23 protein-coding genes are annotated in these 24,719 nt (G+C 72.4%); 11 read left to right on the top strand and 12 right to left on the bottom strand.

Translation table 11 applies throughout. The annotated features are described in order from the left end of the window. Positions 1 to 59: 59 nt before the first annotated feature. From hutI to hutU, 8 genes are all read right to left on the bottom strand, one after another. Positions 60 to 1,232 carry an imidazolonepropionase gene (hutI, locus tag FEF34_RS23105; protein WP_138054853.1) on the bottom strand — a complete coding sequence of 391 codons (1,173 nt, stop codon included), beginning with the start codon at positions 1,230 to 1,232 and terminating at the stop codon, positions 60 to 62. 188 nt (positions 1,233 to 1,420) lie between these two features. After that, complete coding sequence (locus FEF34_RS23100; RefSeq protein ID WP_138054852.1) at positions 1,421 to 1,852, bottom strand: PPOX class F420-dependent oxidoreductase; 432 nt, start codon at positions 1,850 to 1,852, stop codon at positions 1,421 to 1,423. Positions 1,853 to 2,104: 252 nt separating this feature from the next. After that, a complete protein-coding gene (locus FEF34_RS23090; protein WP_138054850.1) occupies positions 2,105 to 2,389 on the bottom strand; it encodes a hypothetical protein in 285 nt (94 codons plus the stop codon). Continuing rightward, positions 2,386 to 2,739: a DUF6247 family protein gene (locus FEF34_RS23085; protein WP_138054849.1), complete on the bottom strand. Its 354-nt coding sequence runs from the start codon at positions 2,737 to 2,739 to the stop codon at positions 2,386 to 2,388. The genes FEF34_RS23090 and FEF34_RS23085 overlap by 4 nt, the downstream gene beginning before the upstream one ends. 30 nt (positions 2,740 to 2,769) lie before the next feature. Further along, the gene (locus FEF34_RS23080) at positions 2,770 to 3,027 is read right to left on the bottom strand and encodes a hypothetical protein (RefSeq protein WP_138054848.1); all 258 of its coding nucleotides are present in this window, start codon (positions 3,025 to 3,027) and stop codon (positions 2,770 to 2,772) included. 1,048 nt (positions 3,028 to 4,075) lie between these two features. Beyond that, the gene (locus FEF34_RS23070) at positions 4,076 to 5,428 is read right to left on the bottom strand and encodes a formimidoylglutamate deiminase (RefSeq protein ID WP_138054846.1); all 1,353 of its coding nucleotides are present in this window, start codon (positions 5,426 to 5,428) and stop codon (positions 4,076 to 4,078) included. Then, positions 5,419 to 6,666 (bottom strand): allantoate amidohydrolase, encoded by a 1,248-nt coding sequence (locus FEF34_RS23065; RefSeq protein ID WP_234043146.1) that lies wholly within the window; start codon positions 6,664 to 6,666, stop codon positions 5,419 to 5,421. The genes FEF34_RS23070 and FEF34_RS23065 overlap by 10 nt, the downstream gene beginning before the upstream one ends. Before the next feature lie 47 nt (positions 6,667 to 6,713). Further along, a complete protein-coding gene (gene hutU, locus FEF34_RS23060) occupies positions 6,714 to 8,378 on the bottom strand; it encodes a urocanate hydratase (RefSeq protein WP_138054845.1) in 1,665 nt (554 codons plus the stop codon). 191 nt (positions 8,379 to 8,569) lie between these two features. Here hutU and FEF34_RS23055 point away from each other — a divergent pair, with 191 nt between their 5' ends. Then, positions 8,570 to 9,919, top strand: a complete 1,350-nt coding sequence (locus FEF34_RS23055; RefSeq protein WP_138054844.1) for a type III PLP-dependent enzyme domain-containing protein — start codon at positions 8,570 to 8,572, stop codon at positions 9,917 to 9,919. A gap of 125 nt (positions 9,920 to 10,044) precedes the next feature. On the opposite strand, the gene FEF34_RS23050 is transcribed toward FEF34_RS23055, so the two are convergent. Beyond that, positions 10,045 to 11,199: an RNA-guided endonuclease InsQ/TnpB family protein gene (locus tag FEF34_RS23050; protein WP_138054843.1), complete on the bottom strand. Its 1,155-nt coding sequence runs from the start codon at positions 11,197 to 11,199 to the stop codon at positions 10,045 to 10,047. 26 nt (positions 11,200 to 11,225) lie between these two features. Between FEF34_RS23050 and tnpA the strand changes: the two genes are divergently transcribed. The 7 genes from tnpA to FEF34_RS23015 all read left to right on the top strand — a co-directional run bounded on the left by tnpA (position 11,226) and on the right by FEF34_RS23015 (position 16,627). After that, positions 11,226 to 11,642 (top strand): IS200/IS605 family transposase, encoded by a 417-nt coding sequence (tnpA, locus tag FEF34_RS23045; RefSeq protein ID WP_138054842.1) that lies wholly within the window; start codon positions 11,226 to 11,228, stop codon positions 11,640 to 11,642. Positions 11,643 to 11,755: 113 nt separating this feature from the next. Beyond that, positions 11,756 to 12,220: an SRPBCC family protein gene (locus tag FEF34_RS23040; RefSeq protein ID WP_138054841.1), complete on the top strand. Its 465-nt coding sequence runs from the start codon at positions 11,756 to 11,758 to the stop codon at positions 12,218 to 12,220. Between the two features lie 490 nt (positions 12,221 to 12,710). Beyond that, the gene (locus tag FEF34_RS23035; protein WP_138054840.1) at positions 12,711 to 14,087 is read left to right on the top strand and encodes an APC family permease; all 1,377 of its coding nucleotides are present in this window, start codon (positions 12,711 to 12,713) and stop codon (positions 14,085 to 14,087) included. A gap of 390 nt (positions 14,088 to 14,477) precedes the next feature. Beyond that, complete coding sequence (locus FEF34_RS23030) at positions 14,478 to 14,891, top strand: hypothetical protein (RefSeq protein ID WP_171053052.1); 414 nt, start codon at positions 14,478 to 14,480, stop codon at positions 14,889 to 14,891. Between the two features lie 11 nt (positions 14,892 to 14,902). After that, entirely contained in the window at positions 14,903 to 15,649 is a 747-nt protein-coding gene (locus tag FEF34_RS23025; RefSeq protein WP_234043142.1) for a transcriptional regulator, read from the top strand. A 38-nt stretch (positions 15,650 to 15,687) separates the two neighbouring features. Further along, on the top strand, positions 15,688 to 16,071 hold the full coding sequence (locus FEF34_RS23020; protein ID WP_138054837.1) for a roadblock/LC7 domain-containing protein: 384 nt from the start codon (positions 15,688 to 15,690) through the stop codon (positions 16,069 to 16,071). 181 nt (positions 16,072 to 16,252) lie between these two features. After that, entirely contained in the window at positions 16,253 to 16,627 is a 375-nt protein-coding gene (locus FEF34_RS23015; protein ID WP_138054836.1) for a hypothetical protein, read from the top strand. 26 nt (positions 16,628 to 16,653) lie between these two features. Here the strand turns inward: FEF34_RS23015 and FEF34_RS23010 are convergent, their stop codons facing one another. From FEF34_RS23010 to FEF34_RS23000, 3 genes are all read right to left on the bottom strand, one after another. Continuing rightward, positions 16,654 to 17,187, bottom strand: a complete 534-nt coding sequence (locus FEF34_RS23010) for a hypothetical protein (protein WP_138057668.1) — start codon at positions 17,185 to 17,187, stop codon at positions 16,654 to 16,656. A gap of 306 nt (positions 17,188 to 17,493) precedes the next feature. Next, positions 17,494 to 18,333 carry a MurR/RpiR family transcriptional regulator gene (locus FEF34_RS23005; protein ID WP_138054835.1) on the bottom strand — a complete coding sequence of 280 codons (840 nt, stop codon included), beginning with the start codon at positions 18,331 to 18,333 and terminating at the stop codon, positions 17,494 to 17,496. Positions 18,334 to 18,858: 525 nt separating this feature from the next. Continuing rightward, positions 18,859 to 20,244, bottom strand: coding sequence for a cystathionine beta-synthase (locus FEF34_RS23000; RefSeq protein ID WP_138054834.1), 1,386 nt, complete (start codon positions 20,242 to 20,244; stop codon positions 18,859 to 18,861). 143 nt (positions 20,245 to 20,387) lie between these two features. Between FEF34_RS23000 and FEF34_RS22995 the strand changes: the two genes are divergently transcribed. The 3 genes from FEF34_RS22995 (at position 20,388) to FEF34_RS22985 (ending at position 24,701) form a co-directional block, all read left to right on the top strand. After that, a complete protein-coding gene (locus FEF34_RS22995; RefSeq protein WP_138057667.1) occupies positions 20,388 to 21,395 on the top strand; it encodes an SGNH/GDSL hydrolase family protein in 1,008 nt (335 codons plus the stop codon). A gap of 799 nt (positions 21,396 to 22,194) precedes the next feature. Beyond that, positions 22,195 to 23,415, top strand: coding sequence for an acetyl-CoA C-acetyltransferase (locus FEF34_RS22990; protein ID WP_138057666.1), 1,221 nt, complete (start codon positions 22,195 to 22,197; stop codon positions 23,413 to 23,415). 434 nt (positions 23,416 to 23,849) lie between these two features. After that, positions 23,850 to 24,701 carry a hypothetical protein gene (locus FEF34_RS22985; protein WP_171053323.1) on the top strand — a complete coding sequence of 284 codons (852 nt, stop codon included), beginning with the start codon at positions 23,850 to 23,852 and terminating at the stop codon, positions 24,699 to 24,701. Positions 24,702 to 24,719 lie beyond the last annotated feature (18 nt).

Below are 24,719 nucleotides of genomic sequence, written 5' to 3'. Positions count from 1 at the left end.
CGGACAACTCGCGGCTCCTGGCGCACGCCTTCCCCCGGCGTTCGCGCCCCGCCGGATCCTCAGACCGCTCGCGCCCCCCGTCGCCACACCTCGCGCACCAGCGGAACCCCCGGACGGTAGGCCAGATGGACATGGCTCGGCGCGTCCAGGACGACGAGGTCGGCGCGGGCGCCGGGCGCCAGGCGGCCGATGTCGGTGCGGCGCAGTGCGGCGGCTCCGCCCGCCGTGGCGGACCAGACGGCCTCGTCCGGCGTCATCCCCATGTCCCGTACCGCCAGGGCGATGCAGAACGGCACGGAGGAGGTGAACGAGGAGCCCGGGTTGCAGTCCGTCGACAACGCGACGGTCACCCCCGCGTCGAGCAGCCTGCGGGCATCGGGCCACTCGGCGCGAGTGGAGAACTCGGCACCCGGGAGCAGGGTGGCGACCGTGTTTCCGCTCGCGAGGGCGTCGACGTCCGCCTGGGTGAGGTGCGTGCAGTGGTCGGCGGAGGCCGCCTCCAGCTCGACGGCGAGCTGGACGCCGGGTCCGTAGGTCAGCTGGTTGGCGTGCACGCGCGGAACGAGTCCCCTGGCCGTCCCCGCCGTGAGGATCGCACGGGCCTGGTCCCCGTCGAACGCGCCCTTCTCGCAGAACACGTCGACCCAGCGGGCGTGCGGGGCGCAGGCGTCGAGCATCTCGCCCGTCACGAGCGCGACGTACGCGGCGGGGTCGTCCGCGTAGTCGGGGGACACGATATGGGCACCGAGGTAGGTCACCTCCTCGGTGTGCCGCGCGGCGATGCGCAGGGCGCGGGCCTCGTCGGCCACGGTGAGCCCGTACCCGGACTTGGTCTCGAAGGTGGTGGTGCCCTGGCGCAGCGCCTCGTCGAGGTAGCGGGTGAGGTTCGCCTCGAGTTCCTCGTCGCTCGCGGCGCGGGTCGCGGCGACGGTCGTCCTGATCCCGCCCGCCGAGTAGGCGCGGCCGGACATACGGGCGTTGAACTCGGCGGTGCGGTCGCCGGCGAACACGAGATGCGAGTGCGAGTCCACGAACCCGGGGATGACCGCGCGGCCGCCCGCGTCGTGGCGCTCGTCGGCGTCCGGGGCGTCGGCGGCACGGCCGGCCCAGACGACGCTGCCGCCGTCGAGGACGAGGGCCGCGTCCTCGATCAGACCGAGCGGGCTGCCGTCGCCGAGGGCGGGGTCGTTGGTGACGAGGGTGCCGATACGGGTGATGAGAGTGCTGCTCATGGTTCCTCTCCGTGGCCTTCCGTCCCCCTACGGAGAGGGGCACACCGTGACGGGTCCCATGCTTCCACAGGCGCCTCTCACCGGCCCCGGCCGGTCCCGAGGGGCCCGGGCACGTTCTCCGTCCGCGCGTCGGACGATCCCCGCCCCCGCCGGTCCCGAGGGAGCCGGCCGGGGGCACCGTGCGTGCGTCAGACGATCCTCGAGCCGTACACGTGGTCGACCGGCATCGTCATCAGCACCCTGCGGTCGGACACCATCACCGACCGGTACTCGTCCCAGTCCGGATGCTCCCCGGCGGCGCGGCGGTAGTACGCCACCAGCGCCTCCACCTCGGGACCGTGTGGATCGGTTCCCGGCCCGGTGAGGGTCACCGTGCCCTCGGCCGTCGCCCAGGCCCAGCCGTCGGAGCTGGTCACCTCCAGCGCGGCGCGCGGGTCCCGGCGGAGGTTCGCCGTCTTGGCCCGCCCCTCGGTCATCGAGACATAGAGGACGTCGGCGTCCCGGTCGTAGTAGGGCATGACCGGCGAGAGCTGCGGGCGCCCGTCCGACTTGATGGTCGCCAGGACTCCGAGACGGCTCTCCGCGAGCAGTGTGCGCGGGTCGAAAGTGGCGGCGTTCATGTCCGATCCAACCCCGACCCGGCCCGGGCCATTCCCCGGTGTCCGGCCGCCCGGGCGCCGAGTCCGCCCGATGCGTCGGCGGTCCTGACCGAAGCAACGGACGGCCCCGGACGCTCCGCCGGTCCTCACCGCGCCCCGGGGCGCGGCCGACATCGGCACCGTACGGCCCGAGCGGCCGCCCGAAGCCCGGAAACCCGTGCGCCGCGGAAGGGCCCCGGCCTGCCCGACACCGCCACCGTCGCCGTGCCGTGGTCAGTCCTCGTCGGAAGGCCCGTCGGCGTTGAAGTGGTGGGCTCGCAAGATGAGCACCACGTCATCGCGGTAGTCCTCCTGGTACCAGAGCATGACGGGCCCGTCACCGTGGCTCAGGACGCCGGAGGCCGATTCGGTGATGTCGAACGGCCGGCCGATACGGCGCACTCCGCCGGCATCGGCGATGCGTTGTGCGGCGTGTTCGACGTCTCGGCGTTGATTTTCGGTGAGGCCGCCGACGATGTGCTCCGCATCAGGCAGGTACTCCCACGTCCAGTCACTCACGCCGCAGCCGCCTGGGCGTCCTGGAGAATGCGAGCGATCTCGGCAGCAGCGGCTCTGCGGGCACTGCGGTCGTCGGACGTGGCCACGATGCGTTCGCACTCACGGAACCGACGAGCCTGCGCGGGCCAGCGCGTTACGGCGACCCACGCCCACCAGTGCTCCGTGAAGTGCCGTCCCGGCAGCAGACTGAACTGGTCGCGAGCCTGGTCCATGGCCGAGGCCCAGTCGGAGTCGAACCGCGGCAGGGCTTCGGAGTCGAGCCGCGCAACGGCTGCTCGGAGGGCCGCCGGGGTCTTCGCGGGCATGCGGATGAGCGGCCCGCCGGTCGGCTCACTCGGCTGCGAGGTCATGTCGCGCTCCCTGGGTGGGGACTGTGTCGGTCAGGCTGCGTCGGCCGCTCGGTCCTGCTTCTCCCGGCTCTCCCGGCTCTCCCGGACTTCATGGTCCCGGTGGCGCCGACGCAGGGTGTCACGGTTCATACCGGTGATGCGCGTCGCTGCTGCCTGCGCTCCTCGCGGACCGTGCGTCAGGAGGTCGATCAACGCGTCCTGGAACTCCTTCTCCGCATCGGTCAGGCGCTGCGTGGCATGCTCCAGGCGCCGGACTCTCGGATCCTCGGACATCGCAGTTCGGGGCATGGAGCCAAGAATGCCGAGAGTATCGGCCGAATTCAACGGCCGATTCGTTCGGCCCCCCGATCGAGGTTCGAGAGCACGCCGTCCCACGCACCGCTCCCTCCGGGGCAAGGCACCGCATGCCCGCGAAAGGCATGCGCTCCTCTCCTCCGAAGGAGTGCCCGACACGGAGGGCCGACATCGGCACCGTACGGCCCGAGCGGCCGCCCGAAGCCCGGAAACCCGGGTGCCACGGGCCCGGACGCCCGTGGTGCAGGCGCTCAACCACTCCATCACCAGGGAGAAAAGACCCACCACACGCCACCGTGTTGACCTTTTCCCATGCGTCACTCAGGCGAGTGATCCTGCCCCGGAGCGCTGGATTCCGCCGGCATCGCCAGGGCAAGGTCGGCATGACAACTCCCGCATATGCCACGGCACATGCAACGGCCCCCGGCCGGGACTGGCATCCCGAACGAGGGCCTCACCACCCAGGAAGTAGGCCTCTTCCCGATGGCTGTCACGCAGCTTAACGCGGCCCCGCCCGCCCAGGAGCCGGTTCACCGACCGCGCCGCGGCGTCCGTCAGGTGACCGAGGCACACACCTCCGGATTCACGGTCGTCGGCAACCACCTCGCCCAGCACCGGGGCCTGTCCTGCCTGGCGATCGGGCTCGCCGTCCACATCCAGTCGCTGCGCGCGCTGCGACCACGCCTTCCGCGCGGCGGAGCCCGGCCTCTGCGGCGGTTGTGCGGAGTCGCACCCCGCCCCATCCCCCACGGAGGACGCCCAGTGCCGCATCAGGCAACGTTCGCCCCGTGCAAACCTTGCCTGACGCGGCACTAGCATGAACGTGATGTTCCCCGTTACGAATTGACCCGGGCCGGTACGGGTCATCGCCGGGCCACGGCCCGCCCGGCCGCGTCCCGGGCAGCGCCGGGCCCGTGTGCGGGGCACGGCCGCGCACCGCACACGGCACCGCGCACCGCACAACAAGCCCGCGCGACGCGCACGGCACCGCGCCCGCCCCGCGGCCCGCTCCGCCGCCCGGTGCCCGCGCACGGTGAGCCGCTCAGCCGCGCAGCGCCCCGATCGCCTCCGACAGGGCCGACGGCACGTCCGGCACCAGGGTGTGGATCCCGTCGCGTACGACATGGCGCCCGGCGACGACCGTGTGACGGACGTCCGCCGAGGTGGCCGCGAAGACCGCGGTCTCCGCGCCCAGGCGCGGCAGCGGGCCGGCCGTGCGCACCGAGTCCAGTGCGACGGTGGTGAGGTCGGCGAGCGCCCCCTGCTCCAGACGTCCCGCGTCGTCCCAGCCGAGCGCCGCCTGGCCGTCCGCAGTCGCGGCGCGCAGCAGGGAAGCGGCCGTCCAGTGGCCGCGGGTGCGCGTGCGCAGCCGTTCGTCCAACTCCATCGCGCGGGCCTCCTCCAGGAGGTCGATCACCGCGTGGCTGTCGCTGCCGAGCGACAGCGGTGAGCCCGCCTGCTGGAGGGCCTTCGCGGGGCCGATGCCGTCGGCGAGGTCCCGTTCGGTGGTGGGGCACATGCACGTGCCGGTCCCGCTGTCGCCGAGGAGGCGGATGTCCTCGCCCGTGAGATGGGTGTTGTGGACTCCGGTGGTGCGCCGGCCGAGTACGCCGTGGTCGGCGAGCAGCCGCGCCGGCGTGCAGCCGTGCACCTTCAGGCAGGCGTCGTTCTCGGCGGTCTGCTCGGAGAGATGGACGTGCAGGGGCGCACCGCGCTCCGCCGCCCAGGCGGCCACCACGGGCAGCTGCGCGGCGGGGACCGCGCGTACGGAGTGGACCGCCGCGCCGATCCGGGCCAGCTCCCCGCCCTTGAGCAGGGACACCCGCTCGGCCCACGCCTCGGCGGTGCCGTCGGAGAAGCGGAGCTGGTGCTGGTCCGGCGGCTCCCCGCCGTGCTTGTTCGTGATGGCCGAGGACAGGTACGCCGTGTCGAGCAGCGTGATGCGGATGCCCGCGTCCGCCGCGGCGGCGATCAGCGCCTCGCCCATCGCGTTGGGGTCGGCGTACGGCTTGCCGCCGGGCGCGTGGTGCACGTAGTGGAACTCGCCGACGACCGTGATCCCCGCCAGCGCCATCTCCGCGTACACGGCGCGCGCCAGCGCGTGGTAGCTCTCCGGGGTGAGCCGGGAGGCGACCTGGTACATGAACTCGCGCCAGGTCCAGAAGGTCCCGGAGCCGACCTGCACCAGGCCGCGCAGCGCGCGGTGGAAGGCGTGCGAGTGGGCGTTGGCGAGTCCGGGAAGCGTCAGGCCGCGCAGCACCTCGGCCCCCGGTTCCGGGGTGTCCGCCCCGTCGCGGACGGCCGTGATCCGGCCGTCCGCGACGTCCAGGGACACGCCCGGCTCGACGTGCGTGCCGAGCCAGGCGTGCTCCAGCCAGTACGTCGTCACCTGCACGCGAGGCCCTCCAGTACGTCGGCGAGTGCGAGGACCCCGGCGACGCAGTCGTCCTCGGCCGCGTACTCGGCCGGGGAGTGGGACACGCCCGTCGGGTTCCGTACGAACAGCATGGCGGTCGGCACGGCCGCGGAGAGGATTCCCGCGTCGTGTCCGGCGCCGGTCCCGAGCAGCGGGGCCCGTCCGCCCAGCAGCCGGCCGATCTCGTCGCGCAGCGCGTGCCCGAACTCGACGACCGGGGTGGACGACTCCCGTACGACGGCGAGGTCGACGCCGTCGCGCTGGGCACGGTCCTTGGCGGCCTGCTCGATCGCGGCGACGACCGTGTCGAGGGTGGCCTGGTCGGCGGCGCGCGAGTCGAGCCAGCCGCGGACGAGGGACGGGATGGCGTTGACGCCGTTCGGCTCGACGGAGACCTTGCCGAAGGTGGCGAGGGCGCCCGCGAGTTCGGCCTCGCGGCGGGCGGCGAGGACGGTCTCCGCGTACGTCAGCATCGGGTCGCGGCGGTCGGCGAGGCGGGTGGTGCCCGCGTGGTTGGCCTCGCCCCGGAAGTCGAAGCGCCAGCGGCCGTGCGGCCAGATGGCGCTGGCGATCCCGACGGGGTCGCCTGAGACGTCCAGGGCACGGCCCTGCTCGACGTGCAGTTCCACGAACGCGCCGATGCGGGCCAGGCGTTCGGGGTCGGCGCCGATGGTCTCCGGGTCCTGGCCGGCCGCCTCCATGGCCTCGGGCAGGCTCACGCCGTCGGCGTCGCGCAGCGCGTACGCCTGCTCCTTCGTCAGCTGCCCGGCCGTGAGACGGGAGCCGACGCAGGCCAGGCCGAAGCGGGCACCCTCCTCGTCACCGAAGTTGGTGATCGCGAGGGGCCGGGTGAACTCCACACCTCTGCGGCGGAGTTCGTCGAGTGCGGCGAAGGAGGACACGACGCCGAGGGGGCCGTCGAAGGCGCCGCCGTCGGGCACGGAATCCAGATGGGAGCCGGTGACGACGGCGTCACCGGCGGTGGGGTCGCCCAGCCAGGCCCACTGGTTGCCGTTGCGGTCGGTCTCGTGGGCGAGGCCGCGGGCCTCGGCCTGCTCCCTGAACCAGTCGCGGCAGTCGGCGTCGGCCCCCGTCCAGGCGTAGCGGCGGTATCCGCCGCTGCTCGCGTCCCGGCCGATGCCCTGCAGATCGGCCCACATCTCCTGGAACGAGCGGGGCCGCGGGGCCGCCGAGCCGACCGCGGCGGGGGCGTCCATGGAGCGGCCGCCCGCTGAAGGGCCGGCCGGCTGCCGGTCGTGCACGGTCACCGGGCGTCACCCTCCCGCATCGGGACGCGGACGCCCTTCGCCTCGGAAACGGACTCGGCGATGTCGTAACCGGCGTCGACGTGCCGGATGACGCCCATCCCGGGGTCGTTCGTCAGCACCCGGCGGATCTTCTCGCCGGCGAGCCCGGTGCCGTCGGCGACGGTGACCTGGCCGGCGTGGATGGAACGGCCCATGCCGACGCCGCCGCCGTGGTGGACCGACACCCAGGAGGCGCCGGAGGCCACGTTCACCATGGCGTTCAGCAGCGGCCAGTCGGCGATGGCGTCCGAGCCGTCGAGCATCGCCTCGGTCTCGCGGTACGGGGAGGCGACGGAGCCGCAGTCGAGGTGGTCGCGGCCGATGGCCAGCGGAGCCCGGAGCTCGCCGCTCGCGACCATGTCGTTGAACCGCTCGCCGGCGCGGTCCCGCTCGCCGTAGCCGAGCCAGCAGATACGGGCCGGAAGGCCCTGGAAGTGGACGCGCTCGCCGGCCATCCTGATCCAGCGGGCCAGCGACTCGTTCTCCGGGAAGAGGTCGAGGATCGCCCTGTCGGTCCTGGCGATGTCGGCGGGGTCGCCGGAGAGCGCGGCCCAGCGGAACGGGCCCCTGCCCTCGCAGAAGAGGGGCCGGATGTAGGCGGGGACGAAGCCGGGGAACGCGAACGCCCTGTCGTATCCAGCCAGTTGCGCCTCGCCGCGGATCGAGTTGCCGTAGTCGAAGACCTCGGCGCCCGCGTCCATGAAGCCGACCATGGCCTCGACGTGCCGGGCCATGGACTCGCGGGCGCGGGTGGTGAACCCGGCGGGGTCCTTCGCCGCGTACGAGGCCATGTCGTCGAAGTCGACGCCCGTCGGCAGGTAGGCGAGCGGGTCGTGCGCGGAGGTCTGGTCGGTGACGATGTCGATCGGCGCGCCCATCGCGAGCAGCTGCGGCACCAGCTCGGCCGCGTTGCCGAGCACGCCGATGGAGAGCGGGCGGCGGGCGTCACGGGCCTCGGTGGCCAGCCGGAGCGCGTGCTCCGGGCTGTCGGCCCTCACGTCGAGGTAGCGGTGCTCGATACGGCGCTCGATCGCGCGCGGGTCGCAGTCGACGCAGATGGCGACGCCGTCGTTCATGGTGACGGCGAGCGGCTGGGCGCCGCCCATGCCGCCGAGTCCGGCGGTCAGCGTGATCGTGCCGGCCAGCGTGCCGCCGAACTTCTTGGCCGCCACGGCCGCGAAGGTCTCGTACGTGCCCTGGAGGATGCCCTGGGTGCCGATGTAGATCCAGGAACCGGCGGTCATCTGGCCGTACATGGTGAGGCCGAGGGCCTCCAGGCGCCGGAACTCCTCCCAGTTCGCCCAGTCGCCGACGAGGTTGGAGTTGGCGATCAGCACGCGGGGCGCCCACTCGTGGGTCTGCATCACGCCGACCGGGCGGCCGGACTGGACGAGCATCGTCTCGTCCTGCTTCAGCGTCCTCAGCGTGCGGACCATCGCGTCGAAGGAGCGCCAGTCGCGGGCGGCCTTGCCGGTGCCGCCGTAGACGACGAGCTTGTCGGGGTGCTCGGCGACCTCCGGGTCGAGGTTGTTCTGGAGCATGCGCAGCGCGGCTTCCTGCTGCCACCCAAGGGCGCTCAGTTCCGTACCACGCGGTGCCCGTACGGGGCGGGGTCCAGACATGCCGATGCCTCCTCGCGGCGTTGATTCGACTATTCACATCCTGGCGTCCTGAATAAATCCAGTCAACAGGGCCTCGCGAAGAGGTCGGGAACAGGCGGGGCGGGGCGCACCGCCCGGTGGCCGCGGGAAGCCGGGCGCGGTCTCCCGGTACGGGTGGGTCCCGCCCCGGCCCGGATGATTGACTGGAGACCATGGCGCACCAGGCTTCAGACCGTCGTGACCAGGCCGTACGAGCGGCCGTGGAACACGGCCTGCTCACGGAGACCGCCCCCGTCGCCGGGCTTCTCGACATCGCCGGGGTGCGGGCCTCGGCCGCCGCGCTGCGGGCCGCCTTCGAGGAGATCACCGACGCCCCCGTCCTCCACGCCTTCGCCGTGAAGGCCGCACCGCTGGTGCCGGTGCTGCGACTGCTGGACTCCGAGGGCGTCGGGGCGGAGGTCGCGAGCCCGGGCGAGCTCGCGCTGGCGCTCGCCGCCGGAGTACGGCCGGAGCGGATCGTGCTGGACTCGCCGGCCAAGACCCGGGCCGAGCTGACCGAGGCGCTCGGCCTCGGGATCGCCGTCAACGCCGACAACCTCCAGGAACTCGACCGCATCGACGACCTGATCCGCTCCGGGTCCGGCTCCGGGTCCGGGTCCGGGTCCGGGTCCCGGGGTTCGCAGCTCGGGCTTCGCGTCAACGCGCAGATCGGCGCCGGCGCGATCGGGGCGCTGTCCACGGCCACCGCGACCTCGAAGTTCGGCGTCGCCCTGCGCGACGAGGGCACCCGCGAGCGCGTCGTGCGCGCGTACCTCGACCGGCCCTGGCTCACACGCCTGCACACCCACTCGGGCTCGCAGGGGCTGGGCCTGGAGCTCATGGCCCACGGGGTCCGGGCCGTGTACGAGCTGGCCGAGGAGATCAACGCGGCCGCCGGCCGGCAGCAGGTCGACACCGTCGACATCGGCGGCGGGCTGCCGGTCAACTTCGCCTCCGACGAGGAGACTCCGACCTTCTCCGACTACGCCCGGGCGCTGCGCGACGCGGTCCCCGGTCTGTTCGACGGCCGCTACGGGCTGGTCACCGAGTTCGGCCGGTCGCTGCTCGCCAAGCATGGCACGGTCCTCACCCGTGTCGAGTACACCAAGACCACCGGCGCCCGGCCCATCGCCGTCACCCACGCTGGTGTCCAGGTCGCCACCCGCACCGTGTACGACCCGGCCTCATGGCCGCTGCGGATCGCCGCGTACGACGCGAAGGGCGCGCCGAAGGCCGGTGCCGCCGTGGTCCAGGACGTCGCGGGGCCGGCCTGCTTCGCGGGCGACCTGCTGGCGGAGGCGCGGGAGCTGCCCCTGCTGGAGCCGGGCGACGTGGTCGCCGCGCTGGACACCGGGGCGTACTACTTCAGCAGCCACTACGCCTACAACAGCCTCGCCCGGCCGGGCGTCCACGGCTTCCACGCGGATCCTGGCGGGGTCCGGTTCTCGACCGTACGGGCGCCGCAGACGGTCCGGGAGATAGTGGCCGAGTCGGGCGGGGACCGGCCGGACGCACTGCTTTGACGCTCTCCCCCGTGAACGGGGGAGATTCCCACCGGGCCGTCGTTGTTGGACGGCGGTCGCGGGTGGTTCCTGTTTCATCACCCGCTGCCCGGCGTGCCGGGTCTTACGTGGGCTCCGCAGGCGTTTTACGTGTCCGGGCGTCCCTCGGCCACGATGCGCCGTCCTTCACGGCGGAGGTTGAGTTCTGCGTTCTCGTCCCGGTTGTGGGCTGCCCCGCAGGAGCACACCCAGTTCCGGACCTTGAGTCCTTCCAGTCCCTTCGGCCCCTCGATCGACCCGCAGGCGGAGCACAGTTGCGTGCTGGGGAACCAGCGGGAGGCCTTGGCGAAGGTGCGTCCGTACCGTGCGCATTTGGCTTCGAGGGTGCGGGCGAACATGCTGAGCGACTGGTCGTGGACGGACTTGCCGCGCTTGCCCTTGGCCGTCCCCATGCCCTTCACGTTCAGGTCTTCCAGGTACACGGCTTGGCTCTCGCGCGTGATCTTGGTGGTTTCCTGCTCGATGAAGTCGCGTCGCTGGTCGGCGATGCGTGCATGGATCTTCGCTACGGCGAGCTTGGCCTTGCGACGGTTGTTCGAGCCTTTCCGGGCTCGGGACAGCTTGCGCTGAGCCCGCTTGAGCTTCTCGGCCTGGCGGCGGAAGAACTTCGACGAGCTGACCTTCCGGCCGCGCAGGACCGCGTAGGTCGACAGGCCCAGGTCGATACCGGTCTCGGTGTCGTCCAGGTCCAGCTCCGGCAGCGGCTTGCCCTCGGCCTCCACGACGAAGCTGGCGAAGTACCTGCCGGCTGCGTCCTTGATGATCGTCACGGACGACGGAGCGGAGGGAAGGTCTCGGGACCAGCGGACTTCCACGTCACCGATCTTCGGCAGGCGGAGCTTGCCGTCAGCGGTCACGGAGAAGCGAGCGTTCGTGGTGAACCGGATCGCCTGGCGGCTGGTCTTCTTCTTGAACTTCGGCGGCCCCGTCTTCGGACCCTTGCGGGTGCCGTTCTTCGACGCGAAGAAGTTGGAGTAGGCGGTCTCCAGGTCCCGCAGGGACTGCTGGAGGACCACGGCCGACACCTCGGACAGCCAGGCCCGTTCCTCGGTCTTCTTCGCCTCGGCGACCAACCGCTTCGACAGCTCCGCCGCCTTCGGCCGCTCCACGCCCTGCTTGTAGGCGTCCTGGCGCAGACACAGCCCGTCGTTCCAGACCACGCGGGCACACCCGAACGCCTTCGCCAACGCCGTGCGCTGAGGAGCGTTCGGGTACACACGGAAGGAGTACCTGAGCCGCATGCCAACGATCGTACTACAGTTGGTTTATGGCTGAGTATCAGAACATCCGCACTGGTAGACACTGCACGTTCGTCATGCACGTGCACTTGGTTTTCGTGACGAAGTACCGGCACAACGTCTTCACCAACGCCCACTTGAAGCGCATGGAGGAGATCATGCGCAGCGTCTGCGAGGACTTCGAAACCGAGCTGGTCGACTTCAACGGCGAGACCAATCACGTGCACCTACTGGTGAACTTCCCGCCCAAGGTCGCCGTCTCCAAGCTGGTCAACAGCCTCAAGGGCGTCAGCTCACGCAGGCTCCGCCAGGAGTACCCAGAGCTGGTCCGGCACTACTGGCGGGCACAGCGCCTGTGGTCCGGCTCCTACTTCGCCGGGTCAGTCGACGGGGCTCCACCGTCGGCTGTCCGTCAGTACATCGAGCAGCAGAATCGTCCGCTCTAGCCCGCGCGTCAGAACAGCACTGAGAATCGCTTCACCCCCCCCCGTAAACGGGGGAGCACTGCGATTAGTCCCGGTAGCGGGCGACTGTCGTACCCCGGTGGTTCCATGAAGCCATGACAAGCAGAAGTGTCGTCGTCGAGCGGCGCATCGCCGCGCCCGTGGACCGCGTCTGGGACGCGCTGACCGACGTCGAGGGCTCCCAGCGGGTGCTCAGCGGCGTGGAGCGCATCGAGAAGCTCACGGAGGGCCCCTTCGGTGTCGGCACCCGCTGGCGCGAGACCCGGCGGATGTTCGGCAAGGAGGCCACCGAGGAGATGTGGGTGACGGCCAGTGAGCCGACCGAGCGCTTCGTCGTCGAGGCCGACAGCCACGGCACGCACTATGTGTCGGAGTTCGCGCTGCGTCCCGACGGCCCGGAGACGACGACGGTCCGGATGACGTTCTCCGGCAGCACACCCGGAGGCGTCGCGGGGCTGCTCGCCAAGGTGCTCGGCCCGCTGGGCGAGCGGGCCGTGGCCAAGGCCGTCGCGAAGGACCTCGCGGACGTCGCGGCCGCGGTGGAGGCGCGCAGCGACTGACGCCGGGCGCGGCGGCTCCGCCCCGGCCGGAAGCCCGCACCGGCCCCGGTCACACGGCCCCGTGCGGAGGCCCCAGGGCCGCGGCGTGGCGCCACCCCTCGCCGGAGGTCCCCGACCGCGACGTCGTACCGCCCCTCACCCGAAGGCCCCCGGGCAGGCTCGCGCCGGAAGGGCTCCCGGCAGCGGCCTGCGCACCGCGCGACGGTCTCCGGCCCCGGCGTCGTACCGCCCTGCCGAAAGCACCGGCCGTCGCGGGCACCACGCCCGGCACGAGTCACCGCCCGGCGGGCACCACGCCCGGCAGCACGAGTCACCGCCCGGCGGGCATCGCTCCCCGCGGCCGACCGGCCGCCGACCCCGTACGGCCCCGTACGACCCGCACCCCCGGACAGCCCAACGGCCCGGCGTGCCGCGGGCATCAAGGACCCGTGGTCGGGCAGAGACTTTCCCAGCCGGCAACGGGAACGGGAACGGGAACGGGAGAGGATCCATGGCCACATCCACGTCCACGGGACCGCAGGAGCACGAGGGGTCGCTGAAACGGGCCATCGGCCCGAAGCTGATGATCCTCTTCGTCATCGGCGACATCCTCGGCACCGGCATCTACGCCACGACCGGGAAGGTCGCGGGGAAGATCGGCGGGGCGCTCTGGCTGCCGTTCCTGATCGGCTTCGTCGTGGCCCTGCTGACGGCGGCGTCGTACGTCGAACTCGTGGGCAAGTACCCGAAGGCGGCGGGGGCCGCGCTCTACACCCAGAAGGCGTTCCGGCTCCCCTTCCTGACCTTCGTCATCGCCTTCATGGTCATGTGCTCGGGCCTGTCGTCGGCGAGCGCCGCCGCCCGCGCGTTCAGCGGTGACTACTTCCAGGAGTTCACCGACGCGATCCCGCCGACCGCGATCGCGATCGCCTTCATCCTCGGCCTCGCCGCGATCGCCCTGCGGGGTGTCGCGGAGTCGGTGAAGACGAACATGGTGCTGACGCTGGTCGAACTGTCCGGTCTGGCCGTGGTCCTGGGGATCGGCGCCTGGGCCGTGCTGAGCGGCGGCGGGGAGCCGTCCAGGCTGGGCGAGTTCCACTCGAGCGGCACCGGCTACGCCCTGCTGACGAGCGTGCTCGGCGCCACGGCACTGGGATTCTTCGCCTTCGTCGGTTTCGAGGACTCCGTCAACATGGCGGAGGAGACGAAGGACCCGGTCCGCACGTTCCCCCGCGCCATCTTCATCGGTGTCGGGGTGACCGGCACGATCTACGTCCTCGTGGCGCTGGTGTCGTCGCTGCTGGTGGACTACCGGGTGCTCGCGGAGTCGGACGGCCCGCTGCTGGAGGTGGTGAAGGCCGGCGGGGTCGACTTCCCGCCGAGGCTGTTCGCGGCCATCGCGCTCTTCGCGGTCACCAACTCCGCGCTGATCAACATCATGATGGCCTCGCGGCTCTGCTACGGCCTCGCCAACGAGAAGGTGCTGCCGCGCGGCATGGCCCGGGTGCTCCCCCACCGCCGCACCCCCGTCACCGGCATCGTCTTCGTCACCCTGATCGCCATCGTCCTCGTCTCGACCGGTGAGATCGAAGGACTCGGCGACACCACCGCGTTCCTTCTGCTGTGCGTCTTCGCGGTGGTCAACGTGGCGGTGCTGGTGCTGCGCAAGGACCGCGTCGAGCACGCCCACTTCCGTACCCCGACGGTCCTTCCGGTGCTGGGCGCGATCACCTCGGTCGTCCTGGCCAGCCCGCTCTCGGAGCGCGGTTCGGACGTGTACATCCGGGCCGGGGTGCTGATCGCCGTCGGCATCGTGCTGTGGGTCGTGAACAAGCTGTGGATGAGGCTGCGGCACGAGGAGACGGCGGCGTGGGGCTCCACGGACTGAGGGCCCGGCCGGAACCCGGCGGGCCCGGACCACATGGGCCCGGGCTCCGCGGCGCGCGGGCCCATGGAAGGATCTGGCGGGGTCGGTGTATCCGGCGACCCCGGCTCCGCGGCGCGCGGGCCCACGGCTCCGCGGGCCTGTGACACGGTCGACCGGGCCCCTCGACCCCGGGCTCGGCGAGGGCCCTTGGTGTCCTGGCATGGCCCGGCCCGACGGCGGCGGCGTGCGGTCAGGGCCGACCCGGGCGGCGGGCAGCGGACCTTAGCGGACCGCCCGCATGTTCCGATGGAAAATGCCAGAACTTCCACCTGCCACCACTGCGGTGCGTAACCTTACGGCTACGGACGTGCGTCCGAGCCGTACGCACACGTGCTGGAGGGGGATTTTCGCGTGCCCGGGATCGACGAGTGTCTTCTCCACGCCATGCGGCTACCCGGAGTGCGCGGTGCCGCCCTCGTCGACTGGACCAGCGGACTCGCCCTCGGCACGGTCGGGGACGCGGCCGGGAACGACCACGAGACGGCGGCGGCCGAGACCGCGGAACTGGCGCGCATGGCGGCGGAGCATCCCACCTTCACTCCCGTGGGGGCCGCAGAAGGCCCCCCGGACGCGAAACACGGCAAGAATCCTCCGGTGGAGGACGTCGTCGTCACCACCCGTACGTGTTATCACGTTCTGCGCTTCGTCGAGACGAGCTTCGACAGCAGCGTCCTGCTCCATCTCTGGCTCGACCGCGCGGACGGCAACCTCGCCCTCGCCCGGCTCAGAATGCGCGACCTGACCGAGCGGCTGGTGCTGGAGTGACCGTCTCACCGATGCTGCTGCGGCTGGCCTCCGAACGGGCCACCGGCGCCCTCTTACGGGACCGGGGAACGCTTTACCTCGTCGAGGGCCGCGTCGTCCACGCCGAGAGCCCCACCGCTCCGGGGATCGACGTCCTGCTCGCCGCGACCGGGCGGCTGCGCGCCGAGGGCTGGACGGAGGCTCTCCGCGAGGCCGGGGCGAACGGCGCGGTGGGCCGGTACCTCGTCGACAGCGGTCTGGTGTCCGGGGGCGAGCTGGAGATATGCCATCTCGGTGCGCTCTTCGACGCGGCGTTCTTCGCCCTCGCACCGAGCAACGGCCCCACCCGCTTCCGCTACGGCGTGGCCCACTGGATAGGCCCGGTACGGCCCGTGGCAGCCGAAGTGGTCGAGCGCGAGACCCTGCGGCGCCGGGCCCTGCTGGACCGTCTCTGGGCGCATCCGGAGACGGACACCGCGCCCGTGGTGCCCTCCCCCCGGCCCGCCCCGGTGCGGGCCGCCCCGCGGCAGCGCGCCGTCCTCGACCTGGCCGACGGGGTGCGCACCCCCGCCGACATCGCCCGGGCCCTGGGACGTCCCGCGTTCCACACCCTCGTCGACGTACGCCGGCTGGCTGCGGCCGGGCTCGTCGAGACTCCTCGCCCGAGCGCCATGGCGCCCGACCCGCCACTCGATGTCGCGCGCGTGATGGAGGTGTCCGCGGATCCGGACATCGCCCTGCTCCGCCGGCTCCGTGACGCCCTGGAGGCAACGCTGTGATGCGCGCGATGAGGCAGCGCGCCGAGAGGAGACAGCTGATGACCGCGAGCACCGGGGTCCTCGACGAACTGCATCGGTTGAGGAACCGGTTACCGCAGCTCACCGGCGCCCTCGCGGCCAGCGTGGACGGCCTCGTGCTGGCCAGGGACACACCGGACGCGGAGGCGGAGACGATCGCCGCGCTGACCGCCGCGGCACTCGGCGTCGCCGTGCGGCTCACCGAGGCGACCGGCCAGGGCCGCTTCCGTGAACTGCTCGTCCGAGGCGAGAGCGGCTATGTCGCGACGTACGCGGCGGGCACGGCCGCCGTGCTCACCGTGACCGCCGAACCGCGGGTCAACGTCGGCCGGTTGCATCTCGAGGCCCGCAGGACGGGGGCGCGCATCGGCGAACTCGTGAACGGAGCACTGGAACGCCCCTGAACCAGCCGGCGGCAAGGGCCGGGCCTCCTCGTCGGAGGTCACCGCCCCGGAGGGCGGGCCGCCGCCTCCCGCACTCCGGCACCCGGAGCCGCGGACAGCCCGACAGCCCGACAGCCCGACAGCCCGACACACGAACACACCACTCGAACCGAACAGTTCCCCAACAAGGAGAGGCACCACCATGGCGAACACCGAGACGACCCTCAAGGAAGCGATGACCGTGATCGAGGGTGCGGTCGGCGTCGCCCTCGTCGACTACACCAGCGGCATGGCCCTGGGCACCCTCGGCGGCGGCAAGCACCTCGACCTGAACGTCGCGGCCGCGGGCAACACCGACGTGGTGCGGGCAAAGCTGCGCGCGATGGAGATGCTGGGCCTCCAGGACGAGATCGAGGACATCCTCATCACCCTGGGCGGGCAGTACCACCTGATCCGGCTGCTCAAGGCGCGCGGCGGCAACGGGCTGTTCCTGTACCTGGCTCTGGACAACCAGCGTGCCAACCTGGCGATGGCCCGCCACCAGCTGCGCAAGATCGAGGCCGAGCTGGAGGTCTGACGCCCCACCGGCGCCCCGCCGACCGTTCAGCGGCGCCGAGCCCCGCCCGGGGCGGCGTCCCCGGCGGCGGGGCCGGTGGTGCGGTAGCCCCTCACCCTCGCCCCGGCGGGCCGGCCGCCGTCGACCCAGTCGGCGCGCACCCACAGCAGCTTCTCGGCCGCGGCCTCCCGCCGCCCCAGGGCGCGCGCCTTGAGCCACAGCCCGGCACCGGCGCCCGTCAGCAGCAGCCCGCCCGCCGCCGGTACGGCGAAGGCACCGGCCATCGCTGCGGCGAACGCCACGAGCAGCCACCAGCGGTGCGTGCGGCGCCAGTTGCGGACGGTCACAGCCCGGTCCTGGAGGATGTCGCCCCGGGCGGCCCTGGTGGCGTCCCGCTCCAGCTCCCGGTAGCGGCCCTTATGCACGGACGCCACGACGGCCGCCGCGACCAGGAACGCCGCGGCACCCCCGTACAGTCCGATCACCCGGCCGGTGAGGCCCTCCGGCACCAGCCCGACGGCCGCCGCGACCACGCCGAGCCACACCATCGGGGCCGCCCCGGCCCGTACCACCACCGCCACACGCGCCAGTGCGTGACCTCCGCCGCGACCCACGACGCCGCTCCCTTCGCCCGTCCTGCCGTTCAGGGCGGGGAGGTTAGCCGGATTCTCTGAGGAACGCCTGAGAAGGACGGGCCTGGGACACCCCCGGCCCCACGCCGAACGGGCGGTGCGGCAGCCGGGCCGGTCAGGCAGGCAGACAGGCAGCCGGTCGGCCGGTCGGCCGGTCGGCCGGTCGGTCGGTGACGCACCGAGCAGGTGAACGGTCCGGTCAGCCACTCGGTCACCGGCGCCAGGGCCGCCGAGCCGCCGACATGTCCTGTCCGGTCAGTCGGCGAAGAGTCCGCGCTCCGCGGATCGGACGTCGAACTCCTCCAGCCGCGCCTGCGCGTCCGGCAGGTCGTCGCACATCGCCTCCAGCAGCACCCGGCCCAGCAGCATCGGCGCGCATGCCGTGTCGAAGGCCAGGCCGGTGCCGACGGCGGCCGGGATCAGCACATCGCTGTGGGCGGCGACGGGCGCGAACGCCGAGTCCGCGACCGTGACGACGGTCAGGCCGGACCCCCGCGCGTACGCGAGCGCCTCCACCACCTCCCTGGGGTGGCGGGGCAGGGCGAAGCAGAGCAGCGCGGTCGCGCCGGCCCGCCGTGCCGCGTCGACCCGGTCGGCCAGCATCGAGCCCCCCTCGTCGAGCAGCCGGACGTCCGGGTGGACCTTGGCCGCGAAGTACGAGAAGCCGCGGGCCTGCGAGGAGGCGGCGCGCAGCCCGAGGACCGGCAGCGGACGGGAGGCGGCGAGCAACCGGGCCGCCCGCTGCACGGGGCCCGGGTCGGCGAGCAGTTCGGCGAGATGGCGCAGGTTCTCGATCTCGGCGTGGACGGCCTGCTGATACTCGGTGAACTCCTGCTGTTCCTCAGCCGGTTCGGCCGGTGCCACCTCGCGCAGATGCCTGCGCAGCGCCGGATAGCCGTCGAAGCCGAGCGCGACGGCGAAGCGCGTGACGGACGGCTGGCTGACTCCGGCGAGCTCGGCCAGCTCGACGCTGGACAGGAACGGCACATCGGCCGCCCTGCGCACCATGCAGTGGGCGATGCGGCGCTGGGTGGGGGTGAGGCGGTGGCCCTCGAAGAGCTGCTGCAGCCGTGCGGCAGGGCTGGTGTCGTTCATGCCGTCCCGTCCCCCAGTTCGTCTCGCCCGGCGCGCCGGAGGGACCGGCCCGCTCCCGGACGCCGGACAGTACCGCGAGAGCGCGGTACGGGGAGGCGGAACGGACACGAAGATCACCGAGAACTACGGCCCACCGGCTATTCAGTGTTCTTAAACTCTGCATGACCATATACAGAACGGGCAAGCCGTACCGTCGCCTCCCTCAGCCGCCCCGGAGGGCACCGGGCTTGCCGTGCCCGGCCGACGGCGCCACCGGGCTTGCGGCGAACGGAGCTTCGCGCAAGTGGTACGGGCGCGACATGTCGGCGCAGCACTCGCTTAACACACGTCCGGCACATTGGGGGATGTCGGCGTCAAGGACCTCCGGAGCGGCTCCCGGACCTCCATGGACGCCCGGACGTGAGACCGGCCCTGACCCGGACCGCGTCCCTCGCGGGGACCGCCGTCGTCCCGCCCCCCCCGGTCACGGGGGTGCGGCGGTCCCCGCGCATCCCTCTCCGCGCGGGGACCCCGGCCCCGTACCGCCTACTTCCCGGACCGTGCCAGGAACGACAGCAGGTCCTGGCGGCTCACGACGCCCGTGGGCTTGCCCTCGACCAGCACGATCGCGGCGTCGGCGGAGCCGAGCACGGACATCAGGTCGCCGACCGGCTCACCGGATCCGACCTGGGGAAGCGGGTCGCTCATGTGCTTCTCCAGCGGGTCGTTCAGCGAGGCGCGCTGTGTGAAGAGCGCATCCAGCAGCTCCCGCTCCACCACGGAGCCGATGACCTCGGCGGCCATGACGTCCGGATGCCCGGCGCCCGGCTTCACGATCGGCATCTGGGAGACGCCGTACTCGCGCAGCACCTCGATGGCCTGGCCGACCGTCTCCTCGGGGTGCATGTGCACGAGGGACGGCAGCGCCCCCTCCTTGTGCTTCAGCACGTCGCCGACCCGCGGCTGGTCACCGGCCTGCTCCAGGAAGCCGTAGTCGTTCATCCACTCGTCGTTGAAGATCTTCGACAGATAGCCGCGGCCGCTGTCCGGCAGCAGCACGACGACCACGTCGTCCGGGCCGAGGCCCTCGGCCACGCGCAGCGCGGCGACGACGGCCATGCCGCAGGAGCCGCCGACCAGGAGGCCCTCCTCCTTGGCCAGGCGGCGCGTCATCTGGAACGAGTCCTTGTCGGACACCGCGATGATCTCGTCGGTGACGTTCGGGTCGTAGGCGGTGGGCCAGAAGTCCTCGCCGACGCCCTCGACCAGGTACGGCCGGCCGGAGCCGCCTGAGTAGACGGAGCCCTCCGGGTCCGCGCCGACGACGCGGACCTTGCCGCCGCTGGTCTCCTTCAGGTAGTTGCCGGTGCCGGAGATGGTGCCGCCGGTGCCGATACCGGCCACGAAATGGGTGATTCTTCCCTCAGTCTGTTCCCAGAGCTCGGGACCGGTCGTCTCGTAGTGCGAACGCGGGTTGTTCGGGTTCGAGTACTGGTCCGGCTTCCAGGCGCCCGGCGTCTCGCGCACCAGCCGGTCCGAGACGTTGTAGTACGAGTCCGGGTGCTCCGGGTCGACCGCCGTGGGGCAGACGACGACCTCGGCACCGTAGGCGCGCAGCACATTGATCTTGTCCGTGGACACCTTGTCCGGGCAGACGAAGATGCACTTGTAGCCCTTCTGCTGGGCCACGATGGCAAGTCCGACGCCGGTGTTGCCGCTCGTCGGCTCGACGATCGTGCCGCCCGGCTCGAGCTCTCCGCTCTGCTCGGCGGCCTCGATCATGCGCAGGGCGATGCGGTCCTTCACCGATCCGCCGGGGTTGAAGTACTCGACCTTGGCGAGGACCGTCGCCTGAATGCCCGCGGTCACGCTGTTCAGCTTCAACAGCGGGGTATTGCCAACCAGACTGATCATCGAGTCGTGGAATTGCACCGTAAGTCTCCGGGATCTCCGTAGTGGTTCCGTCAGCGTATGCGCATTCGGCGCGAGATTGGGCTACGGCCGTTACGGGGCAGTTAGCTCTTGGACGACTGCACGGCTACGAGGAGGTGGCTGGGACTGTGTCGAGGGCGAGGGTGGCGCGGCGCATCGCGGCGGGCGCGGCATACGGCGGCGGCGGGATCGGTCTGCTCGGAGCTGCGGCGGTGACTCTTCTGCTGGCCGAGGTGCAGCTGGCGAAGAGATCTGTGGGGGGCGGCACGGCACCCTTCCCCCCCGGCGCGGACGGCATCTACGGCACGGCCTTCGGGCTCTCAGGTCCGCTGCGCCTGGCCCTGCTGGGCGACTCGACGGCCGCCGGGCAGGGCGTGCGCCGGGCGGGGCAGACCCCGGGGGCACTGCTGGCCTCGGGACTCGCGGCCGTGGCCGAGCGCCCGGTGGAGCTGATGAACGTGGCCCAGCCCGGTGCGCGCTCCGACGACCTGGAACGGCAAGTGGGTCTGGCCCTGCGCGATCCCGCCCGCGCCCCGGACGTCTGCGTGATCATGATCGGGGCGAACGACGTGACGCACCGGATGCCCCCGACGCAGTCCGTACGGTACCTGTCCGCGGCGGTGCGCCGACTGCGGACGGCGGGCGCGGAGGTGGTGGTGGGCACCTGCCCGGATCTCGGCACCATCGAGCCGGTCTACCAGCCGCTGCGCTGGCTCGCCCGCCGGGTCTCCCGGCAGCTCGCGGCCGCGCAGACGATCGGCGCGGTGGAACAGGGCGGCCGCACGGTCTCGCTGGGCGACCTGCTGGGCCCGGAGTTCGCGGCGAACCCCCGCGAACTGTTCGGCCCGGACAACTACCACCCTTCGGCGGAGGGGTACGCCACGGCGGCGATGGCGGTACTGCCGACGCTGTGCGCGGCGCTCGGCCTGTGGCCGGAGACGGACAGGCTGGACGCCGACCGCCGCGAGGGCATGCTGCCGGTCGCCAAGGCCGCGGCGGAGGCGGCGAGCGAGGCCGGCACCGAGGTCACGGGCGCCCGCGCCCCGTGGGCGCTGCTGAAGCACCGCAGGCGCCGCCGCCTGCCGGTCCCGACCGAGCCCGCACCCTCCGAGCCCCGGGCCGCGGAGGCGCGGGGGCGGGGAACGGAGTGACCCCGCGGCCCGCGCCGGTCCGGTCCGGGACGAAGCCGGGACGAAGCCGGGACGAAGCCGGGCCCGGCAGGCGGCCGGGTCCAGGACCGGGTCGTCGCCGTGGACCGGGAGCCCGGGCGCATCCGGGCGCCGCGAGCCGGGACGGGCCACGCGACGGGCCCGGCACGGGGACCGGCCAGGCCCCGGAACGGACACACCCCAAGTGCCGTGGAGGCCCGGCCACACGACGGGCCCAGACCGCCGCGGGGCCGCGACCGGGCCACGGCGACCCGGCCACCGGGAACAGCCGCCCCGGAGCGGACACACCCCAAGTGCCGTGGAGGCCCGGCCACACGACGGGCCCAGACCGCCGCGGGCCGCGACCGGACCGCCAGGGACCGGGCCCGGGTCGCCAGGGCCCGGGCCCGGACCGCCAGAGACCGGGACCGGGTCGTCGCCGTGGACCGGGAGCCCGGGCGCATCCGGGCGCCGCGAGCCGGGACGGGCCACGCGACGGGCCCGGCACGGGGACCGGCCAGGCCCCGGAACGGACACACCCCAAGTGCCGTGGAGGCCCGGCCACACGACGGGCCCGGACCGCCAGGGACCGGGCCCGCCAGGGCCCGGGACCACGTTGGCCGTGGCCGGGTGCCGCGCCGGTCGGGGACGCCGCCGCCGCGCCCGCCCCACTCCCGAAGCGCCCCACCCGTAAGCGGGCGCTTAGAAAAGAGGCCCGCATCACACGGTCCGTACCGTGACCCGCGCGATACGTGGGGGTAACTTCCAGACAGTCGTCCCCAAGCACCTCACTGGAGCCGTGATGCCCGAAGCCGTGATCGTCTCTGCCGCCCGCTCCCCCATCGGACGGGCCTTCAAGGGCTCGCTGAAGGACCTGCGGCCGGACGACCTGACCGCGACGATCGTCCAGGCCGCGCTGGCCAAGGTCCCCGAGCTGGACCCGAAGGACATCGACGACCTGATGCTCGGCTGCGGCCTGCCCGGCGGCGAGCAGGGGCACAACCTGGGCCGGATCGTCGCCGTGCAGATGGGGATGGACCACCTCCCCGGCTGCACCGTCACCCGCTACTGCTCGTCCTCGCTGCAGACCTCCCGCATGGCGCTGCACGCCATCAAGGCCGGCGAGGGCGACGTCTTCATATCGGCCGGCGTCGAGATGGTCTCCCGCTCGGTGAAGGGCACCTCCGACGGCCTGCCCGACACCCACAACCCGCTCTTCGCCGAGGCGGAGGCCCGCACCGCCGCCGTCGCCGCCAGCGAGGGCGCGAGCTGGCACGACCCGCGCGAGGACGGCCTGATCCCGGACGCGTACATCGCGATGGGCCAGACCGCGGAGAACCTGGCCCGCCTCAAGGGCGTCACCCGCCAGGACATGGACGAGTTCGGCGTGCGGTCCCAGAACCTCGCCGAGGAAGCCATCAAGAACGGCTTCTGGGAGCGCGAGATCACGCCCGTGACGCTGCCGGACGGCACGGTCGTCGGCAAGGACGACGGCCCGCGCGCCGGTGTCACGGTGGAGGGAGTTCAGGGCCTGAAGCCGGTCTTCCGCCCCGACGGCCTGGTCACCGCCGGCAACTGCTGCCCGCTCAACGACGGCGCGGCCGCACTCGTGATCATGTCCGACACCAAGGCACGGGAGCTGGGTCTGACCCCGCTGGCCCGGATCGTCTCCACCGGCGTCTCCGGCCTCTCCCCCGAGATCATGGGGTACGGACCGGTCGAGGCGAGCAACCAGGCGCTGCGGCGGGCCGGGCTCACCATCGACGACATCGACCTGGTCGAGATCAACGAGGCGTTCGCCGCACAGGTCATCCCGTCGTACCGGGACCTGGGCATCCCGCTCGAGAAGCTGAACGTGAACGGCGGCGCGATCGCGGTCGGCCACCCCTTCGGCATGACGGGCGCCCGGATCACCGGCACGCTGATCAACTCGCTCCGGTTCCACGACAAGCAGTTCGGCCTGGAGACGATGTGCGTGGGCGGCGGCCAGGGCATGGCGATGGTCATCGAGCGCCTCAGCTGAGGCGCGAGCGCGTATGAGCGCCGCTCGGCGCGGGGCGTCGCGCCCGTGTGCGACGCCCCGCCCGCACGGCGACCGGAGCCGTGGCACCGCGCCCGTGCCGTGCGCACGGCACACGGCACACGGCACACGGCACACGGCACACGGCACACGGCACACGGCACGGTGCCGGGAGGGGCCGCGAAGCACCTCCCCGTCCCTCGGCAACCGCTTTCTCAACCCCGCCGTCGCCCAGCCGTGACCTAATCTCCCCCAGGATGTGACCTATCTCCCGCCGGGGCGGGTTTTCCCAGGTCACAAGCGCCACGCAGGTAAGCTTCCGACTCAGACCCCTGTCCCTTTCGTGACGTATTGCACTGACACCAGGTGTGGGCTCACGACAAGCTGATGTAGTAAGTCGGGGAATCCTCAGAACCGGGAGTACGTCAGTGAGCGCCATGTCCCTCGCCCTGCTGCTGACCACCGCCGCTGCCACGGCCGTGGGCGCCGCTGCCCTGCACACCACTCTCGGGCTGCGCAAGCAGGTCACCACCCTGCGTACGGAGCTGTCCGCCGTGAGCCGTCAGGGCGGCGTCCCCTTCGGCTCCGTGCCGCAGGCCCGCACCGCACCCGCCGCCGAGATACGCGCCGCCGTCGCCGAGGCGCTGGCCGAGGAGCGCGAGCGCGAGCTGGCCGAGGCGCGCGCCTTCTGGGCCGCGCAGGAGGCCCGCGAGGCGGCCGACGCACCACACTTCGTCGGCGAGTCGCCGCTGTCGACGCTCGGCGGGCTGGCGGACCTCGGCGAGGACGGCCCGCTCTACATCCCCCGGCAGGCGGACTTCGCCGGGCTGGAGGCCATGGACCTGGAGGCGGCGGAGGCCCTCGACGACGTCGCGGAGCTCGCCGAGCCGCCCGCCGAGTTCGCGGAGGACTCCCCGGAGCTGGCCGCGGCCCGCCGACGGCACCCCTCACACCCCGACTTCGTACCCGTGCAGACACCCGTGGTGACCGACCACGAGCGCACCGTGGCACGTCTGGAGGAACTCGCGGACACCGCGACCGCCCTCACCGACGTACGGCCGGGGCCGCTCGGCACGTTGGACGTGTACGTGTTCGCCGACGGCACGACCCTGTGCATGACGCCGGGGCACCGCGAGACCGCGGAGCGGCTCGGGGATGCGCTGCGCGCCGGGCAGACGCCGGTCCTGCTCGGCGGCTCGGGCGTCTCCGGTGCGTACGCCCTGACGTTCTGCTGCGGCGGCGGCGAGAACGTCTACATCCTCGCGGACCGCGTCATCGCCTCGCTCTGAGCCCCGGACGGTCAGGGC

Origin of the sequence: Streptomyces marianii (genome assembly GCF_005795905.1) — a bacterium.
GTDB lineage: Bacteria > Actinomycetota > Actinomycetes > Streptomycetales > Streptomycetaceae > Streptomyces > Streptomyces marianii.
Note: the sequence above shows the minus strand (reverse complement) of the source record. Positions and strands in the feature narration are given on the sequence as shown.

Excerpts from the sequence above, each read along its gene's own strand:
- FEF34_RS23100 (WP_138054852.1), bottom strand. The coding sequence starts at position 1,852 with ATGAACGCCGCCACTTTCGACCCGCGCACACTGCTCGCGGAGAGCCGT.
- FEF34_RS23040 (WP_138054841.1), top strand. The coding sequence starts at position 11,756 with ATGACAAGCAGAAGTGTCGTCGTCGAGCGGCGCATCGCCGCGCCCGTG.
- FEF34_RS23080 (WP_138054848.1), bottom strand. The coding sequence starts at position 3,027 with ATGCCCCGAACTGCGATGTCCGAGGATCCGAGAGTCCGGCGCCTGGAG.
- tnpA (WP_138054842.1), top strand. The coding sequence starts at position 11,226 with ATGGCTGAGTATCAGAACATCCGCACTGGTAGACACTGCACGTTCGTC.
- FEF34_RS23065 (WP_234043146.1), bottom strand. The coding sequence starts at position 6,666 with ATGGACGCCCCCGCCGCGGTCGGCTCGGCGGCCCCGCGGCCCCGCTCG.
- FEF34_RS22990 (WP_138057666.1), top strand. The coding sequence starts at position 22,195 with ATGCCCGAAGCCGTGATCGTCTCTGCCGCCCGCTCCCCCATCGGACGG.
- FEF34_RS23005 (WP_138054835.1), bottom strand. The coding sequence starts at position 18,333 with ATGAACGACACCAGCCCTGCCGCACGGCTGCAGCAGCTCTTCGAGGGC.
- FEF34_RS23025 (WP_234043142.1), top strand. The coding sequence starts at position 14,903 with ATGCTGCTGCGGCTGGCCTCCGAACGGGCCACCGGCGCCCTCTTACGG.
- FEF34_RS23055 (WP_138054844.1), top strand. The coding sequence starts at position 8,570 with ATGGCGCACCAGGCTTCAGACCGTCGTGACCAGGCCGTACGAGCGGCC.
- FEF34_RS23035 (WP_138054840.1), top strand. The coding sequence starts at position 12,711 with ATGGCCACATCCACGTCCACGGGACCGCAGGAGCACGAGGGGTCGCTG.
- FEF34_RS23050 (WP_138054843.1), bottom strand. The coding sequence starts at position 11,199 with ATGCGGCTCAGGTACTCCTTCCGTGTGTACCCGAACGCTCCTCAGCGC.
- FEF34_RS22985 (WP_171053323.1), top strand. The coding sequence starts at position 23,850 with ATGTCCCTCGCCCTGCTGCTGACCACCGCCGCTGCCACGGCCGTGGGC.
- FEF34_RS23020 (WP_138054837.1), top strand. The coding sequence starts at position 15,688 with ATGACCGCGAGCACCGGGGTCCTCGACGAACTGCATCGGTTGAGGAAC.
- hutI (WP_138054853.1), bottom strand. The coding sequence starts at position 1,232 with ATGAGCAGCACTCTCATCACCCGTATCGGCACCCTCGTCACCAACGAC.
- hutU (WP_138054845.1), bottom strand. The coding sequence starts at position 8,378 with ATGTCTGGACCCCGCCCCGTACGGGCACCGCGTGGTACGGAACTGAGC.
- FEF34_RS23085 (WP_138054849.1), bottom strand. The coding sequence starts at position 2,739 with ATGACCTCGCAGCCGAGTGAGCCGACCGGCGGGCCGCTCATCCGCATG.
- FEF34_RS23015 (WP_138054836.1), top strand. The coding sequence starts at position 16,253 with ATGGCGAACACCGAGACGACCCTCAAGGAAGCGATGACCGTGATCGAG.